Genomic DNA, 22,358 nt, shown 5'->3' on the forward strand with positions numbered 1-22,358 from the left:
GCTAACCTTGCCTCAAAGGTTAGCCAAATTATGCCGCCAAATAGCTGTAAAAGCTACCATAATTGGCGACCCTGGCAGGAGCGGAGGGACTCGAACCCACGGCCCTCGGTTTTGGAGACCGATGCTCTACCAACTGAGCTACACTCCTGCGGGAGACGCGCCTCTAGGGTAGGCTTGCGGCTTTGGCAAGTGGGCAATATGCGATGAGCGCGTATTTTTTCGTGGAAGCTCAAAGGCGGGGTTTGCGCTGTTTCTCCCTCTTCACGCCCGGATGAACAGAATGCTAGACAGGCCCGGTGACGATGGAAAACCCAGATCTGATTGATCCTGCCCTCTTGCTGCTGGCCTATCGCGGCGGCGTGTTTCCGATGGCCGATTCGCGCGACGATCCCGAAATCTTTTGGGTCGAGCCCAAGCGGCGGGGCATCCTGCCGCTTGATGGCTTTCGCGTTTCACATTCACTGGCGCGCAGTTTGCGCCGCGAGAAATTCACCGTCACCTGCAATGCGGCCTTCGACCTTGTGCTGGACGCCTGCGCTGCGCCGCGCCGCGCCGAGGGCGACGACGGCGGCGAAACATGGATCAGCGCGCGAATCGCGGCCTCCTATCGCGAATTGCACCGGCTGGGCCATGCCCATTCGATCGAATGCTGGATTGACGGCGCGCTGGTGGGCGGGCTCTATGGCGTTGGTTTCGAACGGGTCTTTTGCGGGGAAAGCATGTTCAGCCGCGTGCCCGATGCCTCAAAGGTTGCGCTGGCTTGGCTGGTGGCGGCGCTGCGCATCGGGGGCGCCGAATTGCTCGATTGCCAGTTCATCACCAGCCATCTGGCCTCGCTGGGCGCGGTGGAGATCCCGCAAAAGCGCTATCTGGCGATGCTGCGTGAAGCGATGCGGCCGAAAGAACCGGGCCTGCCGGTTCAGTCCGGGTTTTCGGGGCTGGCAGGCGCGGGGGTCGGCGTGGCCTCAACGCTCGGGGTGGCGCTGGCACTGCCCGATGCCTTCGATACGCTCTTGGGCGCGGCGAAATCGGCCGGGTTCTCTTCCTCGCCGGGGAAGTTCATCGCGCAATCCTTGACCCAAACGTCATAGACCGGATGCTGAACCACGTTCAGCCCCGGCGAATTGCGGAACAGCCAACCCGAAAACACTTTCTGCCAGCGCAGGGGATCGGAGATCTGCGCGCGCTGCTCGACAAAGACCTGAACGAAGGCGCCGGTTTCCTGCGGGCGCTCCCAGGGCTGGGTCTTTTCGCAGCTCGACAGTTTGACCACGACATTGCCGATGCGCCGCGCCTCGCCCACTTTCAGGACGATATCCTGCTGCTCATTGTTGCGCTTGTTGAGCAGGCCCAGCGTGGCCACGCGATCCTTGACCGGGGTGCCGAACTGATTTTCAACCGCCTGAGCGGCGGCATTGCCCGCCACCGCCTTGGGCACGTCGGTGGCCTGCGTCTCGGGCTCGGACGAGCCGCCGCAGGCCGAAAGCGCGAAACATGCCAGCAAAATACCGGCGCCAGCCACCATCAGAGTCCGGCGCATGGTATCAATCAGCCTTCAGGCGTCCAGGCTTCGTAGCCGGCCGCCTTGGCCTTGCCCGCGCCGCGCAGTTCGGGATGGGGCTGGTGGGCCTTGGCGGTGCCGGTAGCGTTGGGCGTATATTCGGTTTCCCAGATGCGGGGGGGCGGCAGATGGCTCTGCGGCACGGCGTCATAGGAATGGTGCAGCCAGCCATGCCATTCGGCCGGAACGCGGCTCGAATCATTGGCGCCATTATAGATCACCCAACGGCGCTCCATGCCCGCAAAGGGGCTGTTGGTGCCGGCCGGAACGACCTTCTTCGAGCGGTAATACTTGTTACCCTGAAAATCGGTGCCAACCTGTTCGCCGCCAAACTTGGTGTTGAGCCAGGTGCCGAAAGTGGAGCCGTTCCACCAGGTGAAGAGCATTGCGCAAGTTTCCCTAAATTCAGGTCTGCCCGCGAACAGAATCCGCTAAGGCCAGTGACGTTTAGCGCCTAGCCCAAGGCGGGGGGGCAAGGCAAGGGCAAAGGGGGCAAGGGCAAAGGGGGCAAGGGCAAAGGGCAGCATCCAAGGAACCCTATTCCTCGCGCGCTTCCTCGACCCAGTCCTGCGCGGCCTGTGGGTCGGCGGCCTCCAGAACGGCCCGCGCTGCGCCCATGGCGTGGCCTGCGCGCAGCATGGCGGCAACTTCCTTTTCGCGGCGGGCGCGGCGCTCCATCGGATCATCGGGCATCGCGCGCCGCGCAAACGGCCCCAGCCCCCGCCGCCGCGCATAGGCCAGCGCCGCCTCACGCGCCTCCGCCTCACCCGGCATCACCTCGGCGCGAATATCCTCGTCAATCCCCGCCTGCCCCAGCGCCTGCGCGATCCGCCGCTGCCCCAATCCCCGCCGCAGCAGGCTGCCCGTCTTCATCCGGGCATAGCTTTCATCGTCAATATAGCCCAGCTCGACATGGCGGCCGACAATCGCGGCTACTGTGGCCTCGGGCGACTCATCCCCGGCCCAGCCGCGCTCGCGAAGTTTGCGCAGTAAGTAATCCTCCAGACGCCCCGCGCTGGTGGCGAAACGCGCGACATAGGCCAGCGCCATTTCCTCGATCCGGGCCGAATCGAGGGGCTTTGGGGCCATTTTGCGGCGATTGGGGCGCTCTGTATCATCCATTGGCCATATTCGTGCCACAGTCGCGCGCCAAAGGGGACCCCCCGCGTCACCCGACTTGCGGGCCAGTTTCTGATGCCCTGTTGCCGGGGCATGACCCAAGACGGATTAGACCATGACCGACGCCGCCGTGATCGAAGCGCCCACCGCCCTGATCCCCACGCCCAATATCTGCGCCCTGCCGCGCCGTTTCGGCGATTTCGCCACCTTTGGCGAGGCGCTGGATTATGCGGCGACCGGCACCCGCGGGCTGAATTTTCACGATCCGCGCGGCAATCTGATCCGGCCCTATCCTTTCCGCGAACTGCGTCAGGATGCGATCGCCATGGCGCATCGCCTGATCGCGCGCGGCGTGAAGAAAGGCGACCGCATCGCTATGGTGGCCGAAACGGGCGCCGATTTTGCCGCGCTGTTCTGCGGCGTGATCTATGCCGGCGCATGGCCGGTGCCGCTGCCCTTGCCCACCAGCTTTGGCGGCAAGGACAATTATATCGACCAGCTCGCCGTCCAATTGGCCAGCAGCGATCCCTCGTGGTTTTTCTATCCGCCCGAAATCGGCCATCTGGGCCTTGCCGCCGCGCAGGCGCATAATGCCAAGGGCGGGGCGTGCGAAGGGCTGAGCTGGGACATTCTGACCGCCGATCCGGTGGTGCCGGGCGAACTGCCGCAGGCCTCGGGCGATGACATCTGTTATCTGCAATATTCCTCGGGTTCGACGCGCTTCCCGCATGGCGTGGCCGTGACTCACGCCTCGCTGCTCAACAATCTGCGCGGCCACGGTCTGGCCATGCAATTGCAGGGCGATGATCGCTGCGTTTCGTGGCTGCCGTGGTATCATGACATGGGGCTGGTCGGCTGCTTCCTCTCGGTCATCGCCAATCAGGTTTCAACCGATTACCTCAAAACCGAGGATTTCGCCCGCCGCCCGCTGGCATGGCTGGACATGATCACCCGCAATCCGGGCCATTCGATCTCCTATTCGCCCACCTTCGGCTATGACATCTGCGCCCGCCGCATTTCCAGCCAGAGCCATGTGGACGAGCGCTTCGACCTGTCGCGCTGGCGCCTTGCGGGCAATGGCGCGGACATGATCCGCCCCGATGTGATGCAGGGCTTCGTCAACGCCTTTGCGCCTGCCGGGTTCAAGGCCAGTGCCTTCCTGCCCTCCTATGGTCTTGCCGAAGCCACGCTCTCGGTCACGATCATGCCGCCGGGCGAAGGCATCCGCGTCGAACTGGTCGAGGAAGAGCGCCTGTCGGGCCAGCCGCGCGACCTGTCGCGCCCGGCCCGCTATCGCGCCATCGTCAATTGCGGCAAGCCGGTGCTGGACATGGAAATCGAGGTCCGCGACGGCTCGGGCAAGATTCTTGCCCATCATCAGATCGGCAAAGTGTGGTGCAAGGGCCCCTCGGTCATGCACTCCTATTTCCGCGATCCCGAAGCCACGGCGGCCTGTCTGGTCGATGGCTGGCTGGACACGGGCGACATGGGCTATCAGAACGCCGAGGGTTATCTGTTCATCGTCGGCCGCGCCAAGGACATGATTATCATCAACGGCAAGAACCACTGGCCCCAGGATATCGAATGGGCGGTGGAACAGCTCCCCGGTTTCCATCAGGGCGACATTGCCGCTTTCAGCCTTGAGACCGACACCGGCGAGGAAACCGCCGCCGTGCTGGTCCATTGCCGCGTGTCGGACCCGGCAGAGCGCCTGAAGCTGAAGAATGCCGTGGCCGAAAAGGTGCGCGCCATTCTGGGCCACCCGGCCATTGTCGAACTGGTGCCCCCGCGCACCCTGCCGCGCACGTCCTCGGGCAAGCTGAGCCGCGCCAAGGCCAAGAAGCTCTATCTGTCGGGCGAAATCGCGCCGTTTGAACTGGCCGCGTAATGCGGTTGGCGTGACACATCCGTGTCACGCCTCGGCACCAGCCCTCTCCCTGTTTGCGGGGCGCAAGATTCAAGTCTTGCGCCCCGTTAGTCTTTCTTGGCCCCGCGATAGAACTGCTTGCACTGGAAATTGCTGCGGCGCGGCACAACATCACGTGCCATGACAAACCCCCTCCTCACGCCCATCGCCCTTGGCGATATCGCCGCCCCCAACCGCATCCTGCTCGCCCCCCTCACGCGTGGACGGTCGAACCGCGAAGGCCTCGCCAACCCGCTGATGGCGCAATATTACGCCCAGCGCGCCAGGGCGGGCCTGCTGATTTCCGAAGCCACAGCGATCAGCGCCGAAGGCCGCGGATGGCCCAATGCGCCGGGCATCTGGAACCGTGAACAGGCCGAAAGCTGGAAGCAGGTGACGCAGGCCGTGCATGATGCGGGCGGGCGGATCGTCCTGCAATTGTGGCACATGGGCCGCGTGTCGCACCCCGAACTCCACGGTATCCAGCCCGTTTCAGCCAGCGCCACCACCGCGCCCGGCGAAGCGCATACCTATCAGGGCAAACAGCCCTATGTGAAGGCACGCGCCCTTGAAACCCACGAAATCCCCCGCCTGATCGCCGATTATGAAAATGCCGCGCGCCTTGCCAAAGAGGCCGGGTTCGATGGCGTGCAACTGCACGGCGCCAATGGCTATCTGATCGACCAGTTCCTGCGCGACGGCACCAACCACCGCACCGACGATTACGGCGGCCCAATCGAAAACCGCACCCGCCTGCTGAAAGAAGTCACTGAGGCGCTGATCCGCGTCTGGGGCGCGGGGCGCGTTTCGGTCCGCCTCTCGCCCAATGACGGCATTCAGGGAGTAGAAGACAGCGACACCTATGCCCTGTTCGACCATGCGGCAAAGGTGCTGGACGACCTCAAAATCGGCTTCCTCGAAATCCGCGATCCCTTGCCCGGCGGCACGTTCGGTTCGGGCCTTGGGCCGCGCCGCGCCGCGCATCTCAAAACCATCTTCAAGGGCCCGGTGGTCGATAATGCCGATTATACGGCGCAATCGGGCGCGGCGGCTCTTGAAAAGGGTGAGGCGGACGCCATCTCTTATGGACGGCCCTTCATTACCAATCCCGATCTGGTCGACCGTATCGCCCATGGGCATCCCTGGACCGAAGGAGGCGATCCTTCGGCATGGTACGGAAATACGGCAGAAGGCTATACCAGCTTTCCGCCCTATTCGGCCTGATCGCTGGCCCCGGCTCCCCCCTCTCGGCCGGGCCAGTACGAGCGATGCTGACCAGCAGGATCACACTCCGTCCCCTATGGTCAGCCTCTCGCCCAATGCCGCCCGGCCCGCCGAACCCCTACGGCGGGCCGGGTTCGCAATTATTCGGCGGCGCTGGCCGCTTCCTCGGGGGCGGCTTCTTCGGTCGGCGCGGCGCTGGGCGCGGCGGCCACCGCGCGCGGGGCCAGAGGCGCCCGAGATGTCAGCGCGTCATAGGCAATCATCGCATCGCTGGTCGAACCGTTCAGGATCTGGCCCGAGGCGGTGCGCTGGTCGTCGGCCTTACTGGCCTTCTTGCCCCAGCATCCGCCCAGCGCCAGCGCGAGGGCAAGGACAGTTACAGCGCGCTTCATGGCTCATTTCCTTCAGGCTTTGTGGCGGGAGGACAGGCCTGCTCCAGCTTGGCCAGAAACTGATCCGCGCGGGCCAGCAGCGCCTCGTCCCATTGCTGCGCCGAAACGCTGATGCCGAGGCGGGCCAGCGAAGTGACGCCCTTTTCGGCAATGCCGCAGGGCACGATGCCGGTGAAATGCGACAGGTCCGGGTTCAGATTGACCGAAAACCCATGCATCGTCACCCAGCGGCGGATGCGCACGCCAATCGCGCCGATCTTGGCCTCGGAACCGTCAATGTCGCGGGTCCAGATGCCCACGCCCGCCTCGCTGCGCCAGCTTTCCACCCCGAAATCGGCCAAAGTGTCGATCACCCAGCCTTCGAGCGCATGGACAAAGCCGCGCACATCGCGCGCGCGTTGCTTCAGATCGATCAGCACATAGCCGATCCGCTGGCCCGGCCCATGATAGGTATATTTGCCGCCGCGCCCCGCCTCGACCACTTCGAAGCGCGGATCGAGCATGTCGGAGCCTTGCGCGCTGGTGCCCGCCGTATACACCGGGGGGTGTTCGAGCAGCCAGATCAGATCGGGCGCAAGCCCTTCATAAATCGCACTATTGCGCGCGGTCTGATAATCCAGAGCCTCGCGATACGACACAGGCTCATAGTCCCGCCGCACGGCCACGCCGTTTTCGAGCAGAATCTCAGCCTTGATTGCATCTTGCATGACCATGATTCTTGCGTGGGGCAATCCGCTCCGCTTATCAAGGGGTCAGATGCGCCGCAGGCATATGGGCCGGGCTTGGCGCGAAAGGAGTACCCCGATGCGTTTTGACAGCAATCTGGCCTGGCGGACGGCCCATTCGGCAATTCTTGCCAATCGGGATGTCCTGCTGGCTCTGGCGGGCGTGTTCTTTCTGCTGCCAAGGCTGGCCTTTGCGCTGCTGATGCCCGATCCGCCCGCCGCGCAAGGGGCATCGCCCGCCCAGGCGATGCAGGCGATGGAGGCCTTCTATGCCACCGCTCTGCCCTATGTGATCCCGATGATCCTGTTTCAAGCGGTGGGCGTGCTGGCCATCCTGACGCTGTTTACCGACCGCAGCCGCCCGACCGTGGGCCAGGCGCTGTCGCTGGGCGCCAAGGGTGTGTTTCCCTATGTGCTGGCGCAGATCATGCTGGCGGCCGCAATCGCAATGGTCGGCGGCGGGTTGATCGGCGTGCTGGCGTTGACCAAACAGCCCGCGCTGGCCGGGGGCGGCATGATCGTCGTGATGATCGTGGCCATCGCCGCCTATATCCGCATGTCGCTGGTCGGGCCGGTGGTGGCGGTCGAGCGGGTCTATAATCCCGCGCGCGCGCTGATGCGGTCCTGGGCCATCACGCGCGGCAATGGCTGGCGACTGCTCGGCTTTGCGCTGCTGGTGGGCGTGGTGGTGATGGTGGCCATGGTGGCGGTCGTTTCAATCGGCGGGTCAATCGGCGCGCTGGCGGGCGGGCCGGATACGGGGCGGATCATCTCGGCGGTGGTCTCTTCGCTGCTGGCCGCGATAGTGACGCTCTATATCGCCGGGCTGATGGCCGCGATCCACCGGCAGCTGGCCGGGCCGAGCGTGGATGATATTATGGCGACGTTTGAGTGAATTAAGGAGGTTTATGCGAGGGTCTGGGCCCTCGCTCTCCCGTTACTGTCTGCGTTGCGCCATGGGTTCGGCGTTTTGTATGGAACGCAGGTTGGAACTTTAAGGCCGCGGCGCCAACCTGCGCAAGCTCGCCGCGCCGCAGGCCTAAAAACGAAAAAAGGCGCTCCGCCATAAACGAAGCGCCACCCCATTAAAGGGATTGCAAAGGGTCTAAGACTCTATTGCCCGCCGGAGGCATAAAACCCGCCCCCGCCCCCCCTCAATCCTCGTCCTTCCAACCCCAAAACAGGAAGCAAGGCGGCACGTTGATCCACTCCAGCCCCTTGTCGATGCGCTTGAAGAACTGGGCCATGAAGTCGCCCGCGCGCGGGGTGAACTGATAGACGAGGAAGGCCCCGCCCTTGCGCAGGACGCGATAGGTGGCCGCAGCGATGGCCGGACCGACGCCGGGCGGCAGGGTGGAAAAGGGCAGGCCCGAGATGATGTAGTCGGCCTTTTCATGGCCATGGGCGCGCACAATCTCTTCGACATCCTCGGCCGAACCGTGGACCGCGACAAAGCGGCTGTCGGTGATGGTGTGGGTGAGATATTCGATGAAATCGGGGTTGAGGTCGATGACCAGCAGCGTTCCGTCGCGGCGCAGGCGGTCGAGGACTGGCTGGCAGAAGGTGCCCACGCCCGGCCCATATTCGACGAAGAGCTTGGTATTGTCCCAATCGACGGCGGACAGCACGCGATTGATGGTAAAGCGCGAGGAAGGCACGATCGAGCCGACCATGACGGGGTTTTTCAGGAAGCCTTCGAAAAAGACCCCCCAAGGCCCTATCGCCCGCTTCAGCCGGCTTTTCACTTTGGCAAGCGGCGCCTCTCCGGCCAGTTCGGTTGTCATGCTCTTGTCAAATCCCTACCCTAAGACCTGCGTGCTCTGCCCAAAGGTTTGCAAAACTGCAAGCCCGTTGGCAAGCGGCCATGCGCAACATTTGCCGCAAACCGCGCCCCATCGGAACAGTAATCCACGATAACGGATATGGTTCTAAAGGATCTGGGCGACCACATCCTGCGGGCGGCACAGCGCCACGCCTTTTTCAGTTTCCACCAAGGGCCGCTCGATCAGTTTCGGCTCGGCCGCCATGGCGGCCAATACGGTGGCGTCATCGGCATCGGGCAGTCCGCGTTCAACCGCATCCGTGCCGCGCAAACGCAGCCCCGCTTGCGGCGTCATGCCCGCATCGCGATAGAGCTGGGCCAACTTTTCAGCCGAAGGCGGAGTCTTGAGATATTCCACCACGCTCACTTCAACGCCGGGGGTTTCCTCCAGAATCGCCAAGGTCTTGCGCGAGGTGCCGCAGGCCGGATTGTGCCAGATGGTGGCCTTCATGGGATGCTCCTTTGATCGGTATTGCCGCGCCCTGCTTGGGGGCTACCGCCCGGCGCCGGGGCCGCGGCAATGGTTTCCAGCCCGCGCATCACCCGCCCGGCGCGCTGGATCGCGCGCACCAGCCGAGGATAGACGCCGCAGCGGCAAAGATTGGTGACGGCCTTGTTGATATCATCCGCGCTGGGGTCGGCATTGGCGGCCAGCAGCGCGGCCCCGGCCATGACGATGCCCGGCGTGCAGAAACCGCATTGGATCGCGCCCTCGGCCACCATCGCCTGTTGCAAGGGGTGCGAACGGTCGTTGCTCAGCCCCTCGATGGTGGTGATGCTGCGTCCCTGCGCCTGCGCCAAAGTCATTTGACACGAGGGCAGCGCCTGCCCATCGACCATGAGCATACAGGCCCCGCACTCGCCCGTGCCGCAGCCATATTTCGCGCCCGTCAGATTGGCCCCGCAACGCAGCGCCCACAGCAGAGGCGTTGCAGCATCCATGCGCAGATCGACCGGATGGCCATTGAGGGTCAAGGCGGGCATGGCTTCTCCCATGCCCGCATGATCCGTTTACTTCAAGCCGAACCTGAGCCCGGCCCAAACCGTGCGCGGCGCGCCAATGTCCATGCTGCCTGCCTGATTGCGGGTGATCACAGTCACATTGGCCAGATTTTCGCCGCGCAGGATAAAGCTGACGCCGTGGCCCAGCGGGGCCTGAACAAAGGCGCCGATGGTGGTGGCCGAAGGCATCAGATAGGCTTGCAGATCGTCCTCATATTGCGAACCGAAATGGCGCAGCACCAAGGCCCCCTGCCAGCCATCGCGCGGTTTCCACGTCACTGTGGCGCTGGCGGCGATCTTGGGCGTCTGGGCCGGGCGCATGCCGTTGAGCGCGATTTGCGAGCCGCTGGCCCGCACCACCGCATCGGTCAGCGCAAGGCTGCCATCCAGACTGATCCTGCCCAGATCGAGGGCGGCGGCAAATTCGAGGCCCCGCGCGCGGATCGCATCGACATTCTGGCGGACGCGGGTGATCACCGTGGCGGTCTGCGCCGTGGTGACATTGGCGATGGCATGGGCGACGCGATTATAAAAGGCCGTGGCCGACAGCTTCAAAGCCGAGACCGGCGTGAAATCGACGCCCGCCTCATAGCCCTGCATCATTTCATTGCCCAGCGCCGGATTGGCATTGGTCACGGTCGAAATGCCCGAAGCCACCAGCGTGAAGCTGCGATAAAGCTCGTTGATCGTGGGCTGGCGCAGGCCCGAATAGGCCGAGCCGCGCAATTCCAGCCCCGGCGCCAGTTTCAGCAAGGCCCCGCCGCGCCCTGTCACCGCCCAGTCGCTGCGCGGAGCATAGGCGGTGTTGGCGGTGATGGCGCCCGCTGCATTGGCGGCCCGGTTATAGCCCGCATTCACGCTCCAGCGATCCGCGCGCACCCCGCCCGTCAGCGTCAGGGGCCCCAGCTTCCAGTCATCCTCGGCATAAAGGCCCAGATCATTGTTGCGCCCGCCCGCCCAGCGATAGGCCGTGACCGCCCCGGTGGCAGCATTATAGGCCACTTCGTTCAGATCCCCCTTCGCGCTGCGCCAGTCGCCGCCGAGGCGCAGCAGATGGTCCGGCCCGACCGGCGGGCGGATCTCGACCTTGGCGCCAAGGCCCGTGGCGGGCGTCTGGCGCTGGTCAAGGCTGGGGCGGAACGTGCTGGCCGAAATAGTGACGTTGGAGAAGCCGCGATCCTGAATATAGGCCAGCGCGTCAAACTGCCACGGCCCGCGCCCGACCAGACGCAGCGAGAAATCCTCGCCGCTCGAATGGCTGGTGGCCCCGGCAAAGCGCAGCACGCGGTGATCGTCGAAGATCATCGCGCGGGCCTGCAATTCTACATTGTTGGCAATCGGGGCCACGCCGCGCGCGCCAATCGACCAGCTGTCGTAGCGCGATTTGACACTGGCCCCCACGCGCTGGCTTTCCGGCGTGGTCCAGAAGCCGTCGCCTCGATCCCAGCGGCCCGACACTTCGGCAAAGCCTGCGCCCAATTTCGGCGCAACCGCTCCCGAGAGCGAGGTTTCGCCGCGATCATTGGCCAGCGCCTCGCCCGAAATCAGGCCCAGCGTGTCGCGCCCGGCGCTGTTGAGCTCAATCGTCCCGGCCACAGCCCCCGAACCAAAGGCCCCCGAACCGCCGCCCCGCGTCACCCGCACCGAGCCGAGGCGCTCAGGCGTGATGGCATTCCACGGCACCGAGCCGAACATCGGATCGGCCATCGGCACGCCATCGAGCAGCACCTGCGTACGCGCTGCCGCATTGCCGCCCAGCGCGCGCAAGGTCGCGCCTTGGGCCGAAGGATTGGTGTAACGGCTGTCGGAACGACGAAACTGTTGAAAACCTGCCACATTGGCCAAAACGTCCTCGATCCGACCCGAGGCCGAAGAGGTCAACGCCTCGCGGTCGATTTCGCGTGAGGAATAGGCCGGCACAGCGGGGGCCGCATTGAGCCCCGCGCCGGTCACGATGATCGGCGAAGCAGCCTCTTCATCGGCCGCATGCGCCGCCACCGGCATCAAAGCCGCCCCGGCAAGCATGATCGCCCGCAGACTTTGCGCGCCCAGTTTCATCCTCAAATCCCCTTAATATGCTTTTGATGCGACCTTATTGATCCGCCCCCACCCTGCCAAGATGGCCGATAGGACGAGGCGCCTTTGGCCTTTGACCCAACAGCATGTCCTTGAGCCGCGCAGGAAAAACAAGAGCTGGGAGCGAACAGGAGCATTTTTCCTGCCGCCCTGTGCCTCGCGCGTCCCACTTGCAACAACCGCCCGGCGCAAATGCATTATGAACACCATGGGATCAATCGACAGGGCCGATTAACCCGTGTAAGGCTGGGCCATGGAAGCTGAACTGAAGACGCCGATCCTGGATCGAGTGAAGGTGCCTGCCGACATGCGCGGCCTGTCGATGGGCGAATTGCGCCAGTTGGCCGATGACGTGCGCCAGGAAATGATCCACACCGTTGGGCAGACCGGGGGCCATCTGGGCTCGGGCCTTGGCGTGGTGGAATTGACCGTGGCGCTGCATTACGTGTTCGACACGCCGCGCGACAAGGTGATCTGGGACGTGGGCCATCAGGCCTATCCGCACAAGATCGTCACCGGGCGGCGCGACCGCATCCGCACCCTGCGCCAGCCGGGCGGCCTGTCGGGTTTCACCAAACGCAGCGAATCAGAATACGACCCCTTTGGCGCAGCCCATTCCAGCACCTCGATTTCCGCCGCCATCGGCTTTGCCATGGCCAACAAGATGAGCGATCAGCCCGGCAAGGCGATTGCCGTCATCGGCGATGGTTCGATGAGCGCAGGCATGGCCTATGAGGCGATGAACAATGCGCAAGGCGCGGGCAACCGGCTGGTCGTCATCCTCAATGACAATGATATGTCGATTGCGCCCCCGGTCGGCGGGCTTTCGGCTTACCTCGCGCGGCTGGTATCCTCGCGCCCCTTCCTCGAACTGCGCGAAATGGCCAAGAAGCTCTCGCGCCACCTGCCCGCGCCTTTGTCGCGCGCGGCCAGCAAGACCGACGAATTCGCGCGCGGCATGGTGATGGGCGGAACCCTGTTCGAGGAACTGGGCTTTTATTATGTCGGCCCGATTGACGGGCATAATCTGGATCAGTTGATCCCGGTGCTGGAAAATGTCCGCGATGCGGCGGCGGGCCCCTGCCTGATCCATGTCGTCACGCAAAAGGGCAAGGGCTATGGCCCGGCCGAGGCGGCGGCGGACAAGTATCACGGCGTCCAGAAATTCAACGTCGTCACCGGCGAACAGGTCAAGGCCCCGGCCAAGGCACCTGCCTATCAGAACGTGTTTGGCGAAACGCTGGCCAAGATTGCCGATACGGACAAGCGGATCGTGGCGATCACCGCCGCCATGCCCAGCGGCACGGGCGTCGACAAATTCGCCAAGGCGCACCCGGATCGCAGCTTTGACGTCGGCATTGCCGAACAGCATGCCGTGACCTTTGCCGCCGGTTTGGCCGCGCAGGGGATGCGTCCGTTCTGCGCGATCTATTCCACCTTCCTTCAGCGCGCCTATGATCAGGTCGTACATGATGTGGCGATCCAGAACCTGCCGGTGCGTTTCGCGATTGACCGCGCAGGGCTGGTGGGCGCCGATGGCGCGACCCATGCCGGCACGTTCGACATCACCTATCTGGCTTCGCTGCCCAATTTCGTGGTGATGGCGGCGGCTGATGAGGCCGAACTGGTCCATATGACCTATACGGCGGCCTGTCATGACAGCGGGCCGATTGCCTTCCGCTATCCGCGCGGCAATGGCACGGGCGTGGAAATGCCTGCGGTTCCGCAATTGCTGGAGATCGGCAAGGGGCGAATCGTGCGCGGCGGAACCGGCAAGATCGCCATCCTCTCGCTGGGCACCCGTCTGGCCGAGGCGGTCAAGGCCGCCGAGGTACTGGAAGCCAAGGGCCTGCCCACGACCGTGGCCGACCTGCGCTTTGCCAAGCCGCTGGATGAGGATCTGATCCGCCGTCTGGCCTCCACGCATGAGGTGGTCGTCACCATCGAGGAAGGCGCGATCGGCGGCCTTGGCTCGCATGTGCTGACGCTGGCCAGCGACGAAGGGCTGACCGATGGCGGATTGAAGATCCGCACGATGCGTCTGCCCGATGTGTTTCAGGATCATGATGCGCCCGACAAGCAGTATGACACGGCGGGCCTGAACGCGCCGCATATCGTGGAAACGGTGCTCAAGGCGCTGCGTTGGAACGATGCGGAAATCGTGAGCGCCGATATCGTGGGCGAGGCCCGCGCTTGAGCCTTGCGCTGATCGCTCTGACGCTGGCCGATGCGATAATGCCGCCCCCGGCTGCCCCGTCGCTGACGGTGACGGTGGATAATGTCCGCTCGAATGCGGGCCGGGTGCATGTTGCGCTCTGCCCGCAAAAGAGCTTTTTGAAGGATGATTGCGTGCTGGAGGCATCGGCCCCCGCGCAAAAGGGCTCGACCAGCGTGACCTTTGCCAATGTGCCCCCCGGCGAATGGGCGGCGCAGGTGTTTCAGGACGAGAATGGCAACAAGAAAGTCGACCGCAACTTCCTTGGCATTCCCAGGGAAGGCGTCGGTTTTTCGCGCGATGCCAAGATCGTGTTTGGCCCGCCCAAATGGCGCGATGCGGTGTTCACCCATGAGGCAAAGCCGCAGGTGATCCGTCTGGCCCTACGCTATTTCTAAAAGCGCTATTTCTGAGCCCATTGGGTTCGCATGAAAAAGCCCCGTTGCGTCCATCGACGCAACGGGGCTTTTTCATGCCTGCCGCTTACTTCGGATTGGCGGCCAGTTTGTTGAGATGCGCCACCAGCGCGCCCGCGCCGCCCTTGGCGATCACCCCGGCGAAATCGGAACGGCGCGTGGCGATCTGGCTGATCGCGTTGCGATAGAACACGTCGATGATCCGCCATTGCCCGCCATTTTCGCGCAGGCGATAGTTGAGCGATTCATTGGTGCCCGGCCCGGTCAGTTGCGTGCGGACCAGCTTGTCCGTGCCGCGCGTTTCCACGCCCCCCACAAGGCTGAGCTTCTCGCCAGAATAGCTGTCGAAATTGGCGGCATATTGCGCCACCGTCATCGCGCGAAAGGCGGCAATGACATTGGCCTGTTCGAGCGGAGAAAAGGTGGTCCACGGCGGGCCGACCGAAAGGCGGGCCATCGCGGGAATGTCAAAGGCGCGGTCGACCACCGGGCCGATCACGCGCGCGCGCGCGGATTGTCCGCCCTGCGCCTTCATCGTGGCGATCAGGCCCGCATTGAGCCCCTCGATGGTCTGAACCGCCGGATCGCCCGCCTGCGCCATGGCCACGCCCGGAACAGCCGCCAGCGACAAAGGAGCCAGCAGCGCCAGCGCCCCGGCAGCCTTGAACGATGCGAATCCCGATTGACGTGTCATGCTCACTCCAGATCAAACCTTGCGTTAACCCCGGATGCCCGTGCCGCAGCGGGCCTTTGCGCGTCCTTGAGCCAGAGCAATACGTAAAACAAGTGGCATGAGCGCGCAATGAAGCTGCGGTTCAGGCTGGCGCAATCTTTTCTCTGCCAACAGAAGCGGTTACAATGCCTATCGCGCTTCTGTGCGCCCTGCCCGAAATCCCCCAAGGGCACAGGTTCAAAAGGGATATACCGTTTGACACCGACAGAGAGTTCCCCCGCTCGGCTGCTCGCCGCTCCTTTATCCATCAAACTTGCCTCGCCGCGCGGATTTTGCGCGGGCGTGGTGCGCGCGATCCGCATTGTCGAACGCGCGCTCGAAATCCATGGCGCGCCGGTTTATGTCCGCCATGAGATTGTTCATAACGCGCATGTCGTAAACAGGTTGCGCGCAATGGGCGCGGTCTTTGTCGAGGAACTCGACGAAGTGCCCCCCGGCGCGGTCACGGTGTTTTCAGCGCATGGCGTGCCCCAGACCGTCGAGCAGGAAGCCGAGCAGCGCGGATTGCCGGTCTATGACGCCACCTGCCCGCTGGTGACCAAGGTCCATCTGCACGGCGGCCGCTTTGCCCGCGAGGGGCGCGAGGTCGTGCTGATCGGTCATGCGGGCCACCCCGAGGTGGTGGGCACGCTGGGCCAGATCCCGGCGCCGGTCCATCTGGTCGCCACGCCCGAGGATGTGGCCGCGCTGCCGCTGGGCGCGGATTCCTCGATTGCCTATGTGACCCAGACCACGCTGTCGGTCGACGATACGCGCTCGGTGATCGCCGCGCTCCATGATCGCTTTGACGATGTGGCGGGGCCCGACGTATCCGACATCTGCTATGCCACACAAAACCGCCAGAACGCCGTGCGCGCGCTGGTGGAGGAATGCGATGCGCTGATCGTGGTGGGCGCGGCCAATTCCAGCAATTCGAACCGGCTGCGCGATGTGGCGCTCTCGCTGGGCAAACCGGCATGGCTGGTGGGCGATGCGGGCGATCTGGACCCGCAATGGCTGGACGGGGTCGAGCGCCTTGGCGTCACCGCCGGGGCCAGCGCGCCCGAGGAACTGGTCGAAGATGTGATTGCCGCAATCGCCCTTTCGAGAAAAATAACTGTCTCAGAGCTTGACGGCATCCGCGAAAACGTGTCGTTCAGCCTGCCAGCGGCGCTTCGCCGGGCGGGCGAACCCGCCCGCGCGCGCGGTTGACGCCCTACCAGGAGTAACCCCCTTGTCCCTTCCCCTTGGCCCTGCCCTTCGCATTGCCGGTCACGCCATTTCCAGCCAGATCAAGGGCGGCAAATATCCGCTCGTGCTGATGCTCGAACCGCTGCTGCGCTGCAATCTTGCCTGCCCGGGCTGCGGCAAGATCGATTATCCCGACGCGATCCTCAACCGCCGCCTGTCGGTGGAAGAATGTATGGCGGCGATCGAGGAATCGGGCGCGCCCGCCGTGTCGATCGCGGGCGGCGAACCGCTGCTGCACCGGGATATGCCCAAGATTGTCGAAGGCTATATCGCGCGCAAAAAGTTCGTGATCCTGTGCACCAACGCGCTGCTGCTGAAAAAGAAGATCAACGACTACAAGCCCTCCTCCTATTTCACCTGGTCGATCCATCTGGACGGCGACAAGGCCATGCACGACAAGGCCGTGGATCAGGAAGGCACCTATGACGTCGCGCTCGAAGCGATTCATCTGGCCAAGTCCAAGGGCTTCCGCGTTCAGGTCAACTGCACCGTGTTCAACGATGCCAAGGCTGAGAGCATGGCCAAGTTCCTCGACCTGATGACCAGTCTCGATGTCGAAGTGACCATCAGCCCCGGCTATGCCTATGAACGCGCCGCCGATCAGGAGCATTTCCTGAACCGCGAAAAGACCAAGAACCTGTTCCGCGACTTGTTGAAGCGCGGCGCGGCCAAGAATGCCAAGCCGGGCGAAGGCGGCGGCAAGGCGTGGAAGTTCACCAATTCGCCGCTGTTCCTCGACTTCCTCGCGGGCAACCGTTCGTATGAATGCACGCCCTGGTCGATGCCGCTGCGCACGGTGTTTGGCTGGCAAAAGCCCTGCTATCTGGTGGGCGAAGGCTATGTCGATACCTTTGCCGAATTGATGGAAGGCACCGACTGGGATCAGTATGGTGTCGGCAAGTACGAGAAATGCTCGAACTGCATGGTCCATTGCGGGTTTGAAGGCACGGCGGCCAAGGAAGGGCTGACGCGCCCGTGGGAATTCATCAAAGTGGGCATGCAGGGCATCCGCACCGATGGCCCGATGGCGCCCGACATCGACCTGTCCAACGCCCGCAAGGCGCAGGACGTGCATGCCACGCAGGTCGAAGCCGAATTGGAAAAGATCAAGATTTCCGATCCGGAAGGATATGCCCGCGCCACCCGCGCAGCCTGATCCGAACAAGGCGCTGGTTATAAAAAGGGCGGGGGCCGCAAACCCCCGCTCTTTTTGCATCAGCGCAAATCAAAGCCCAGATAGGGCCCGGCCTGTTTCGACCCCCTGATCAACGCACGATAGGCCTTGGCAAAACCCATGATCGTCTTGGTCAGTGATCCGATCTGATCGGGCTGCTGACGGATCGACTTGAACACCGCGCCCAGCGCCAGCTCGCCATTGGGCCCCATCATCACATTGACCGCGGGCGGCAATTCCACCTCGGCAATATCGGAAATACAGCGCAGAATCACAAAAGGCAGGTTCATATGCGCCGCCACCTCGGCCACGATATGGCTTTCCATATCCGCCGCAATGGCCGCACTGGCCCATGCACGCTCGGCCTTGTCATGCGAATCGGTCAGCAGATGGCCATCGGCATGCACCGTGCCCACCCGAGCCTGGGGCAGCAATTCCTGCAGCACCGCCACCCAGCGTTCATCGCATTTGGTATGAAACGCCCCGGTCAGCCTTTTGCCGATCACCATCGTGCCCAGTTTGAGCGTATGATCGACCGCCCCGCACATGCCATAGCTGATGAGCCCGCCGGCATGTTTGGCCCGCTCCATCAACTCCTCGCGCAGGCGTTCGGGGTCGTTGCCCCCCGCGATCACCTCGACCTGATGCTGATCCAGCACCGCCGCCTCGCGCAGCGTGCCTGTCACCACGATCACCGGCTTGCCGTTCACATTCCCCACTGGGCTTGCTCCACATTGGCCTGCGCCATATTGCGATACCGCGCCAGAGCCCAAAGCGGGAAATAGCGCGGATAGCCATGATAGCGCAGGTAAAAGACTCGCGGGAAACCCCCGCCCGTATAATGCTCCTGCCCCCAGAGACCGTCCCCGGCCTGATTGGCGATCAGCCACGCGATCCCGCGCGCGACCTCCTCGCTTTTCGCCTCGCCCACCGCCATCAGGCCAAGCGTGGCCCATGCCGTCTGGCTGGCGTTCGAAACAAAGCTCTCATGGCCAACGCGATCCAGCGCATAGGAGTCGCAGCTTTCGCCCCAACCGCCATCCGCATTCTGAACCGTTTTGAGCCATTCGACCGCGCGCGCCACCATCGGATGGTCGCGCCCGATCCCTGCCCGGCCCAATGCGCACAGCACCGACCAGGTTCCATAGACATGGTTGACCCCCCAGCGGCCAAACCAACTGCCTTCCTTCTCCTGCTCCTTTTCCAACCAGCCCAGCGCGGCCTTCATGCGCGGGCTGTCGACGGGCTCGCCCATCTGGGCCAGCATCGACACCACGCGCGCCGAAACATCGGCCGTGGGCGGATCGAGCAGGGCGCCATGATCGGCAAAGGGCAGGTTGTTCAAATAGAGCTTGTCATTATCCGCATCGAAAGCGGCAAATCCGCCATCCTTCGATTGCAGGCCCACGGTCCATTCAAACCCGCGCGCAATGGCTTCCTTGTCCTTGTCGCCGCGCAGGCCCGAGGCGCGATCCATCGCCATCACCACCACGGCGGTGTCGTCCAGATCGGGATAATGATCGTTATTATACTGAAACGCCCAGCCGCCGGGCCGGACATAGCGCTGTTCGACCCAATCGCCCGCCGTATCGAGGATCTGGCGCGGCCCCAGCCAGTCGAGCGCGCGGTCGGCCCCGGCCAACGCCTCCTCGCTGCCCACCTCCAGCATGGCATGGGCGGCAAGAGCGGTGTCCCAGACCGGGCTGACGCAGGGCTGGCAATAGGCCTCGTCCTCTTTCACCACCAGCAGCCGCTCGACCGATTCGCGCGCAATCGCGCGATGCGGATGGTCGGGGGCATAGCCCAAACAATCGAACATCATCACGCTGTTGGCCATGGCCGGATAGATCGCGCCAAGGCCATCGACACCGTTGAGACGCTCGACCACCCATTCCTTGCACAGGCGAATGGCGCGGGTCCGCATCGCCTTGGGCCATCGCCCTTCAAAGCGCTTGAGCCCCCAGTCCAGCGCCTCAAACCCGTTCTTCCACAGGGCATGAACATGGTCGGCCTGGCTGGTCAGCTTGCGCGCCACGCCGGTATACAGCTCCGGCACAAACACCTGTTTCGGATTGCGCGCCACGGGCTTCAACGCACAAAGCACCAGCAGCGGCACCACCACCGTGCGCGCCCAATAGCTCATTTTCAGCAAATGGACCGGAAACCAGCGCGGCGCGAGGATCAGTTCGGGCGGAATGGTGGGCACAGCATCCCACGGCCCGGCGCCAAACAGCGCAAGCTGGATGCGGGTAAAGACATTGACCGCCTCGGCCCCGCCCGCCTTCAGGATCGCGGCGCGGGCGCGGGCCATATGCGGCGCGTTCACATCATCGCCGATCATCTTCAGCGCGTAATAGGCCTTCACCGTGGCCGAAATATCAAACCCGCCCTCGTGATAAAGCGGCCAGCCATCATGGGCATCCGACTGAATCCGGCGCAGATAGCGGCCGATTTTGGCCTCAAGCTCCTCATCCACCGGCTCGCCAAGAAAATGGCGCAACAGGACGTATTCGGACGGGATGGTGGCGTCGGCCTCCAGTTCATAGACCCAGTGGCCATCCTCGCGCTGCTCGCTGAGCAGCGATTGCGAGGCGCGCGCGATGGTGGCGTCCAGAAGGGCGCGATCAGGGGCAGCTTGGCTCATCGTACTTTTCCATATTTCAAAGGCTGGCCCAGAACCAGCCGTGCCGCGCTGTCGCCGGAGCGGATCGCCCCCTCGATGGTCGCGGGCAATCCGTTTTGCACCCAGTCTCCGGCCAGAAACAGGTTGCGCCAGCCGGTTTTGGTGTGCGGCCGCCGCGCGTCCTGCTCGGGCGTGGCGGCAAAGGTGGCGCGCTTTTCCTTGACGATCTGCCAGCGGGGCATGGGCGCGGAAATCCCCAGCGCGCGGGCCACCTCGGCCCAGATCATCGTAGCCAGAGCCTCGCGGTCCTCGTCCATCAGACGGTCTGCGCCCGAAATCGTCACGGAAATCCGGTCGGGATGGGTAAAAATCCATTCGCTGGTGGCATTGGTCAGGCCCAGCATCTCGGGCGCGCCCGGCGGCGGCGCCACGGCGAAATGGGCGTTGAGGATCGAGCGGTGATCATCCGGCACGGTCAGATCCGGCACCAGCGAGGCCGCCACCCATGCGGGCACGGCCAAAACCACCGCCTCATCCGGGCCAATCGCCTGCGCCCCATCGGCCCATTCCAGCGCGGCCACCACATCGCCATCAAACCGGATGCCGCGCAGCCGCCGCCCGGTCTGCAAAGCCACGCCCTGCGCCTCCAGCCAGTCCACCGCCGGATCAATAAACGCCGCCGCCAGAGTTGGCACCGCCACGCGCGGCGCGCTGGCCCGCCCGCCCTTGGCCAGCGTTTCGGCCAGCACATTGGCGCAGAGCGCGGCGGAGGAGGCCGCCGGATCGGTGTTGAGCGCGGCCAGCAGGACCGGATGCAGCATCCGCTCCCACACCGAGCCCTGCGGCCTCACCAGATCACCGATGGTCTGATCCGCCCGCCCTTTGAGCAGGCGCCCCAAGGGCAGATAATCGGCCAGACGCGACCCCGGCACCCGGCGAGACGGCACCAACACCCACCACGGCACCGGTCCGTCATTGATCCGCAAGGTCCAGCGCTCGCCGCTGGCCAGATCGGCAAAGGCGAAATCCGCATGGGGCGGCCCGGCCAGAGGCGTGTCGGCCCCCACCATCGCGCGAAACCGCGAAACCGCCGGATTGCCCGCCAGCACCAGATGATTGCCATTATCGATGGTCAGACCCAGCACGGGGTCGAAATAGGAGCGGCAGCGCCCCCCTGCCCGCGGCCCGGCCTCGGACAGCGACACCGGGCAACCGGCCGCGGACAATTCCACCGCTGCCGCCAGCCCTGCCATGCCGGCCCCGATCACCTGTGCGCGGACGAAACCCATTTATCCCATCACCAGATGGCGGATCAGCGAGAAAAGCAGGCGCGGCTTGGAGGTGCTGACGCGGCGGCGCGGCGCGTGCCAGCCCTGCGCCAGCATCCGGCGAAGGACCAGCGCATAGGCTTCCTCCATCAGGCGCGGGGCGATGAGGCGCCCCTTGGGGCGCGCGGCAAGGCAGGCGCCCGCCGCGACAAAATGCGCCTCGGCCCGCGCGGCCAGCCAGCGCGCCGCGCTGTCCATGCCGGGGTCGGCCATCAGGGCCATGGGCGTAGTGGGATGGATGCCCGCATGGGTCAGCGCCTCGATGGGCAGATAGACACGCGCAATTTCGGCATCTTCGTCCAGATCGCGCAGGATATTGGTGAATTGCAGCGCCCGGCCAAGATGATAGGCCAGATGGACGCCCTGCGCCCGGTCCATGCCAAAGATGTTGACCGAGAGGCGGCCCACGGCGCTCGCCACGCAATCGCAATAATGGTCGAGCAGGGCAAAGGTGGGCCATTGGATGTCGGCATCGACATCCATCTGCATCCCCTCGATCACGGCGAGGAAATCGGCCTCCTCCAGCGCGAAGCTGCGCACCGCCTGCGCGAGGAACGCGGCCTGTCCGGTGTCCCCTCCGCGATAAAGCGCCCCGATCCAGCGTCGCCAGTCGGCCAGCATCGCCCCGCGTGACCCACGGGGGGCCTGCTGGTCGTCGGCAATGTCATCGACGATGCGGCAAAAGCCATAGATGGCGAACATCGCCTCGCGCTCCGCCTTGGGCAGGATGCGCATGCCGGCGTAAAAGCTGCTGCCCGCGACCTTGGCGCGCAGAGCGTCGGGAATAGGCGATAGGGTGGTTGCGGTCATGA

At 64.2% G+C, this 22,358-nt stretch carries 21 protein-coding genes, 1 tRNA gene and 1 pseudogene; 8 read left to right on the top strand and 15 right to left on the bottom strand.

Translation table 11 applies throughout. The features are described 5' to 3' along the window. Window positions 1–72 precede the first annotated feature (72 nt). Window positions 73–148: transfer RNA gene (locus FHW96_RS11770), tRNA-Trp, on the bottom strand. A 154-nt stretch (window positions 149–302) separates the two neighbouring features. On the opposite strand from FHW96_RS11770, the gene aat reads away from it, so the two are divergent. After that, a complete protein-coding gene (gene aat / locus FHW96_RS11775) occupies window positions 303–1,091 on the top strand; it encodes a leucyl/phenylalanyl-tRNA--protein transferase (protein WP_172340758.1) in 789 nt (262 codons plus the stop codon). Window positions 1,092–1,126: 35 nt separating this feature from the next. On the opposite strand, the pseudogene FHW96_RS11780 reads toward aat, so the two are convergent. The 3 genes and pseudogenes from FHW96_RS11780 to FHW96_RS11790 all read right to left on the bottom strand — a co-directional run. Continuing rightward, window positions 1,127–1,540 (bottom strand): annotated as a pseudogene (locus tag FHW96_RS11780) (DUF2155 domain-containing protein); the annotation flags it as partial. Between the two features lie 8 nt (window positions 1,541–1,548). Continuing rightward, window positions 1,549–1,947 carry an NADH:ubiquinone oxidoreductase subunit NDUFA12 gene (locus FHW96_RS11785; RefSeq protein WP_168605644.1) on the bottom strand — a complete coding sequence of 133 codons (399 nt, stop codon included), beginning with the start codon at window positions 1,945–1,947 and terminating at the stop codon, window positions 1,549–1,551. 151 nt (window positions 1,948–2,098) lie between these two features. Continuing rightward, entirely contained in the window at window positions 2,099–2,650 is a 552-nt protein-coding gene (locus FHW96_RS11790) for a regulatory protein RecX (protein ID WP_253950889.1), read from the bottom strand. A 145-nt stretch (window positions 2,651–2,795) separates the two neighbouring features. Here FHW96_RS11790 and FHW96_RS11795 point away from each other — a divergent pair, with 145 nt between their 5' ends. Both FHW96_RS11795 and FHW96_RS11800 read left to right on the top strand, forming a co-directional pair. Next, window positions 2,796–4,568, top strand: coding sequence for a fatty acyl-AMP ligase (locus FHW96_RS11795; RefSeq protein WP_172340760.1), 1,773 nt, complete (start codon window positions 2,796–2,798; stop codon window positions 4,566–4,568). A 159-nt stretch (window positions 4,569–4,727) separates the two neighbouring features. After that, window positions 4,728–5,810 (top strand): alkene reductase, encoded by a 1,083-nt coding sequence (locus FHW96_RS11800; protein WP_172340761.1) that lies wholly within the window; start codon window positions 4,728–4,730, stop codon window positions 5,808–5,810. 140 nt (window positions 5,811–5,950) lie between these two features. On the opposite strand, the gene FHW96_RS11805 is transcribed toward FHW96_RS11800, so the two are convergent. Both FHW96_RS11805 and lipB read right to left on the bottom strand, forming a co-directional pair. Next, window positions 5,951–6,202 carry a hypothetical protein gene (locus FHW96_RS11805; RefSeq protein WP_172340762.1) on the bottom strand — a complete coding sequence of 84 codons (252 nt, stop codon included), beginning with the start codon at window positions 6,200–6,202 and terminating at the stop codon, window positions 5,951–5,953. Continuing rightward, the gene (gene lipB / locus FHW96_RS11810; RefSeq protein ID WP_172340822.1) at window positions 6,199–6,909 is read right to left on the bottom strand and encodes a lipoyl(octanoyl) transferase LipB; all 711 of its coding nucleotides are present in this window, start codon (window positions 6,907–6,909) and stop codon (window positions 6,199–6,201) included. The genes FHW96_RS11805 and lipB overlap by 4 nt, the downstream gene beginning before the upstream one ends. Window positions 6,910–7,006: 97 nt before the next feature. Here lipB and FHW96_RS11815 point away from each other — a divergent pair, with 97 nt between their 5' ends. Next, window positions 7,007–7,822 carry a glycerophosphoryl diester phosphodiesterase membrane domain-containing protein gene (locus FHW96_RS11815; RefSeq protein WP_172340763.1) on the top strand — a complete coding sequence of 272 codons (816 nt, stop codon included), beginning with the start codon at window positions 7,007–7,009 and terminating at the stop codon, window positions 7,820–7,822. A 259-nt stretch (window positions 7,823–8,081) separates the two neighbouring features. Here the strand turns inward: FHW96_RS11815 and FHW96_RS11820 are convergent, their stop codons facing one another. From FHW96_RS11820 to FHW96_RS11835, 4 genes are all read right to left on the bottom strand, one after another. After that, window positions 8,082–8,711 (bottom strand): class I SAM-dependent methyltransferase, encoded by a 630-nt coding sequence (locus tag FHW96_RS11820; protein ID WP_172340764.1) that lies wholly within the window; start codon window positions 8,709–8,711, stop codon window positions 8,082–8,084. Between the two features lie 144 nt (window positions 8,712–8,855). Then, window positions 8,856–9,200 carry an arsenate reductase family protein gene (locus tag FHW96_RS11825; protein WP_172340765.1) on the bottom strand — a complete coding sequence of 115 codons (345 nt, stop codon included), beginning with the start codon at window positions 9,198–9,200 and terminating at the stop codon, window positions 8,856–8,858. Continuing rightward, window positions 9,197–9,733 carry a (2Fe-2S)-binding protein gene (locus FHW96_RS11830; RefSeq protein ID WP_172340766.1) on the bottom strand — a complete coding sequence of 179 codons (537 nt, stop codon included), beginning with the start codon at window positions 9,731–9,733 and terminating at the stop codon, window positions 9,197–9,199. Before FHW96_RS11830 ends, FHW96_RS11825 begins: the two co-directional genes overlap by 4 nt. A gap of 27 nt (window positions 9,734–9,760) precedes the next feature. Further along, on the bottom strand, window positions 9,761–11,809 hold the full coding sequence (locus tag FHW96_RS11835; protein ID WP_172340767.1) for a TonB-dependent siderophore receptor: 2,049 nt from the start codon (window positions 11,807–11,809) through the stop codon (window positions 9,761–9,763). Window positions 11,810–12,080: 271 nt separating this feature from the next. On the opposite strand from FHW96_RS11835, the gene dxs reads away from it, so the two are divergent. Next, the gene (gene dxs, locus FHW96_RS11840) at window positions 12,081–14,024 is read left to right on the top strand and encodes a 1-deoxy-D-xylulose-5-phosphate synthase (RefSeq protein WP_172340768.1); all 1,944 of its coding nucleotides are present in this window, start codon (window positions 12,081–12,083) and stop codon (window positions 14,022–14,024) included. Next, window positions 14,021–14,440, top strand: coding sequence for a DUF2141 domain-containing protein (locus FHW96_RS11845; protein ID WP_253950891.1), 420 nt, complete (start codon window positions 14,021–14,023; stop codon window positions 14,438–14,440). Before dxs ends, FHW96_RS11845 begins: the two co-directional genes overlap by 4 nt. Before the next feature lie 85 nt (window positions 14,441–14,525). On the opposite strand, the gene FHW96_RS11850 is transcribed toward FHW96_RS11845, so the two are convergent. Continuing rightward, window positions 14,526–15,152: an ABC transporter substrate-binding protein gene (locus FHW96_RS11850; RefSeq protein ID WP_172340769.1), complete on the bottom strand. Its 627-nt coding sequence runs from the start codon at window positions 15,150–15,152 to the stop codon at window positions 14,526–14,528. Between the two features lie 264 nt (window positions 15,153–15,416). Between FHW96_RS11850 and ispH the strand changes: the two genes are divergently transcribed. Further along, entirely contained in the window at window positions 15,417–16,382 is a 966-nt protein-coding gene (gene ispH, locus FHW96_RS11855) for a 4-hydroxy-3-methylbut-2-enyl diphosphate reductase (RefSeq protein ID WP_253950906.1), read from the top strand. A gap of 22 nt (window positions 16,383–16,404) precedes the next feature. Continuing rightward, window positions 16,405–17,577, top strand: coding sequence for an adenosyl-hopene transferase HpnH (hpnH, locus tag FHW96_RS11860; RefSeq protein ID WP_172340771.1), 1,173 nt, complete (start codon window positions 16,405–16,407; stop codon window positions 17,575–17,577). Window positions 17,578–17,636: 59 nt separating this feature from the next. Here the strand turns inward: hpnH and FHW96_RS11865 are convergent, their stop codons facing one another. Genes FHW96_RS11865 through hpnD form a run of 4 tightly spaced genes read right to left on the bottom strand, consistent with a single transcriptional unit; the run spans window position 17,637 to window position 22,356 of the window. Continuing rightward, window positions 17,637–18,314, bottom strand: a complete 678-nt coding sequence (locus tag FHW96_RS11865) for a phosphorylase (RefSeq protein ID WP_172340772.1) — start codon at window positions 18,312–18,314, stop codon at window positions 17,637–17,639. Beyond that, window positions 18,302–20,239, bottom strand: a complete 1,938-nt coding sequence (shc, locus tag FHW96_RS11870) for a squalene--hopene cyclase (protein ID WP_172340773.1) — start codon at window positions 20,237–20,239, stop codon at window positions 18,302–18,304. The genes FHW96_RS11865 and shc overlap by 13 nt, the downstream gene beginning before the upstream one ends. Continuing rightward, complete coding sequence (hpnE, locus tag FHW96_RS11875; protein ID WP_172340774.1) at window positions 20,236–21,507, bottom strand: hydroxysqualene dehydroxylase HpnE; 1,272 nt, start codon at window positions 21,505–21,507, stop codon at window positions 20,236–20,238. The genes shc and hpnE overlap by 4 nt, the downstream gene beginning before the upstream one ends. Next, window positions 21,508–22,356, bottom strand: a complete 849-nt coding sequence (hpnD, locus tag FHW96_RS11880) for a presqualene diphosphate synthase HpnD (RefSeq protein WP_172340775.1) — start codon at window positions 22,354–22,356, stop codon at window positions 21,508–21,510. Between the last annotated feature and the right edge of the window lie 2 nt (window positions 22,357–22,358).

Origin of the sequence: Novosphingobium sp. SG751A (genome assembly GCF_013149295.1) — a bacterium.
In the GTDB taxonomy this organism is placed as follows: domain Bacteria; phylum Pseudomonadota; class Alphaproteobacteria; order Sphingomonadales; family Sphingomonadaceae; genus Novosphingobium.